The sequence below is a fragment of the Actinomycetota bacterium genome (genome assembly GCA_018830725.1).
In the GTDB taxonomy this organism is placed as follows: Bacteria; Actinomycetota; Humimicrobiia; order JAHJRV01; family JAHJRV01; genus JAHJRV01.
Genome location: JAHJRV010000112.1, coordinates 1 through 3,375 on the forward strand (window position 1 = coordinate 1; position 3,375 = coordinate 3,375).

The 3,375-nt window shown below is 27.0% G+C and carries 3 protein-coding genes and 1 tRNA gene; 2 read left to right on the plus strand and 2 right to left on the minus strand.

Annotation, left to right across the window (positions count from 1 at the left end; genetic code table 11):
• Window positions 1-271: 271 nt before the first annotated feature.
• Complete coding sequence (radC, locus tag KKC53_05550) at window positions 272-955, plus strand: DNA repair protein RadC (protein MBU2598618.1); 684 nt, start codon at window positions 272-274, stop codon at window positions 953-955.
• Between the two features lies 1 nt (window position 956).
• On the opposite strand, the gene KKC53_05555 is transcribed toward radC, so the two are convergent.
• Window positions 957-1,295, minus strand: coding sequence for a hypothetical protein (locus KKC53_05555; protein ID MBU2598619.1), 339 nt, complete (start codon window positions 1,293-1,295; stop codon window positions 957-959).
• A gap of 107 nt (window positions 1,296-1,402) precedes the next feature.
• The gene (locus tag KKC53_05560; protein MBU2598620.1) at window positions 1,403-2,518 is read right to left on the minus strand and encodes a zinc-dependent metalloprotease; all 1,116 of its coding nucleotides are present in this window, start codon (window positions 2,516-2,518) and stop codon (window positions 1,403-1,405) included.
• Window positions 2,519-2,833: 315 nt separating this feature from the next.
• On the opposite strand from KKC53_05560, the gene KKC53_05565 reads away from it, so the two are divergent.
• A tRNA-Ile gene (locus KKC53_05565) sits at window positions 2,834-2,910 on the plus strand.
• The last annotated feature ends 465 nt before the right edge of the window (window positions 2,911-3,375 follow it).

Consider the following 3,375-nt stretch of genomic DNA (forward strand, 5'->3'; position numbering starts at 1 on the left):
ATATTTTAAAAAGATCTTGACAAAATAATTAAAATAATCTCGACAAAATAATTAAAATGATATATAATAATAGCACATTTGTATAATTATGCTATTATTCAATAATAATAAATATTTATTCCTCTTGAGAATGTAAGGGAAGAGATAAAAATGATTAAATAAATAATCATCTTAAGCTTTTTGGTAATAAAAGTTATAAAGTAGTAAAAATAACAAACAAAGTATAAAAAGATAAATAATAAGATAATAATAGAAATAAGACTTAATAAATATGAAATCAATAAAGGATTGGCCAGAGGACGAAAGACCTAGAGAGAGACTCTTTAAATATGGTGAAGATAATCTATCAGACGCTCAGCTTATTGCTATTTTAATTAATTCTGGAAATAGAAAAAGTAGAGAGAATGCAGTTGATCTTGGAAGGAACTTACTTAAAAAATTTAATGGGATTTCCGGTATAGATGAAGCACATATAAATGAATTGATAGAACTCCCCGGTATAGGTAGTTCTAAGGCTTCAAGATTGAAAGCAGCATTTGAGTTAGGAAAAAGACTCATTTCACAATCAAACGGTTCTCTTAAAAGATTTAAATGTAGCGAAGATGTTGCAAAAATTTTTTATCCTAAAATGAAAAATATAAAGAAGGAAAACTTTTTATGCTTACTTCTTGATGGTAAAAATAGAATAATAAATAAATTCAAAATTTCAGAAGGTTCTTTAAATTCTTCCATAGTGCATCCAAGAGAAGCTCTAAGACCTGCAATACGTGAAGCAGCTGCATCTATAATATTTATTCATAATCATCCTACTGGAGATCCAACGCCAAGTAGTGATGATATAGCTATAACTAAAAGGTTAGTGGAATCAAGTAAAATAGTGGGAATTAAAGTATTAGATCACATAATAATTGGAGATAATAGACATTTCAGTTTTTCAGAAGAAAACCTGCTATAAATTAGCAGGTGAGGTGTAAAGCAAGTACTACTTTTTTATCTTTTGGTATACTATTATATGTTTTACAAGCTCTTTCGGTTTTTTGAACTATAAGTTCAATATTATTCTCTTTTATAATCTTTTTTGTCTCATCCAAAACAACCATGAGTCCTATAGCACCTGTTCCTACAATTAATATTTCTGGTTTTTCTACTAATATTTCTTGTATATCTTCATAAATTAATTGATGACCGGACTTTCTCCACCAATTAGTTTTGATTTTATCTGGATATAAAATCAAATCAGAATTATATGTTTTTCCATCTATTACAATTCTGCCAAATTTATAAGAATCAATTATTTTTCTCATTATCTTTCATTAAAAATATAAAAATTTAATAGAATTAATAAATTCTATTATTTTTATCTTAACTTTTATTTATTATAGTTATATTATTTTTAATATTTTTAACTTTTTTTTGATATTCTATTTATCCATTTTTCAGGATATTTAATCTCTTCAATAGTGGGTATATTTTTTTCATTCTCATAAAGTAAGTTTAATCCAACCATATTCATTTTTTTATGTATATAATTAGCAAATTTCTGTCCCATCTCATACTGTTTAAGTTTTAACTCAATACCAATGATTTTTCGAAAAATCTTTTCAACTGGGCTTATAATTTTTCTCCTATTTTCAAATCTGTTCTTTAGAACTTGAAAATTAGATATCATTCTACTTCCGATTTTATCCATAATAAAATTACTGTATCCTTCCAGAATCGTCATTAATGCTTGAACTTTATACAGTATTTCTCTTTGTGCTGGTGTAACTAAAGAGAAAAGAAAATCTTCGCTCTGGAATCTGTTTATTACCTCATTAATATTTTTTACATCCAATTTCTGGATTCTTTCAGCAGCAGATTCTAAATTTAAAGTTGCACTTTCTATAAATTCTTTTAGTAGACTTTTATAATAATCAACAATCCAATTATTAGAGTTGAATTCAAGAGCATGTGTAACCTCATGAAGAGCTATCCAGAACCTGAAATCCTTAGATGGTATTTTTAGCATTTTTTCCAATTTAAGTAAATTTGGTGCTACAAAATAGATTTTACCTCTTTCACCATACGGAAGACATAGATCATATTGACCTAAAACATTCTTAGCCATGTAACCCAAAACCAACCCAATTTCCAAAGTGATTATAAATGGACTAATTTTATTAAGTAGTTTACTTATTGGATCAGTTGCTTTAGATTTTTTATACTCTTCTACTACCTTTTGAGTTAATGGTTCCATTAATGCCTTAAATCCCTTTATATTAGCTTCGATCCAATCTTGTCTTCTAAAAACTTTTGCTGAAGCAAATTGAAAGAATTGTAAATTTGTGAAGTTTGAAGTTAAAATCTCACTTGCTCTTACTAATTCCTCAAATTGCTTTTGCATATCCAAAGATGGCATTTCATCAGTTTCACCTGAGTTGGCAACTCTAATAGCAAGCATTTTAACAAGTTCCCAATTAATGGTATCTTTTCTACCTTTAGATAATTCTTCGACTTCTCTAATTATTGGATGATACATATTCATTTTCCTGTAATAAAAATATCTTCTCCTTCTAAAGATCTATTAAAAGCATTATTAATAATTAGAATTTATTATTTTACTCAGTCTAATTATAAATGTAAAATACAGCTAAGATTAAAAATTTTTAAGTCTAAGTAAATTCTAATAGTTCTACTAAATTGTTAAGATATTTATAAATATCTTTTAATATATTGATATATTAAAAGATTTATATTAGAATTTTATTTGATATAATTTTGTTATATTTTGTTATGAATTTACCTAAAAAGATAACAAATTATTAAAAACTAATCATTTTAAAAATAGCTTTTTGGGCCCATAGCTCAGCTGGTTAGAGCAGCGCACTCATAATGCGGAGGTCCCAGGTTCAAATCCTGGTGGGCCCACCATCTTTTTGCAAATTTCCTCTTATTTAATGCTCTCTTAATGCTCTTATAATAATTTATATTTATATTTCTTATCGAAATTTAAAAAAGGATAAAAGAATTCGCATTATTAGCTTATATACTTAATATTTATTGACATTTAAGTTTAATATTATTTTTAAAACTTCTCCAAATTCAGTAGCAGGTGTTCCTTAAAGTTAAGATCACTTCCCTCTCCCTCAATGGGGAGAAGGATATTAAGATCACTTCCCTCTCCCTTAATGGGAGAGGGATAGGGAGAGGGTGTAAATTTAATAATTTAAATATTTCCCCCTCCCCTAAAATCCCCTCCCACAAGGGGAGGGGACTACGTATATGTAGATAACTACACTTTTTGGAAAAGAGCTTAGATTTTTAAAAATAATATTGGTTACACTTTTTTTAAGAAGAGTTTAAAATTTTTAAAAAAAATAATTTAAAAAAAATAAT

Bases quoted from the DNA above. Each gene is read 5' to 3' on its own strand.
- radC (MBU2598618.1), top strand. From the start codon at position 272: ATGAAATCAATAAAGGATTGGCCAGAGGACGAAAGACCTAGAGAGAGA.
- KKC53_05560 (MBU2598620.1), bottom strand. From the start codon at position 2,518: ATGTATCATCCAATAATTAGAGAAGTCGAAGAATTATCTAAAGGTAGA.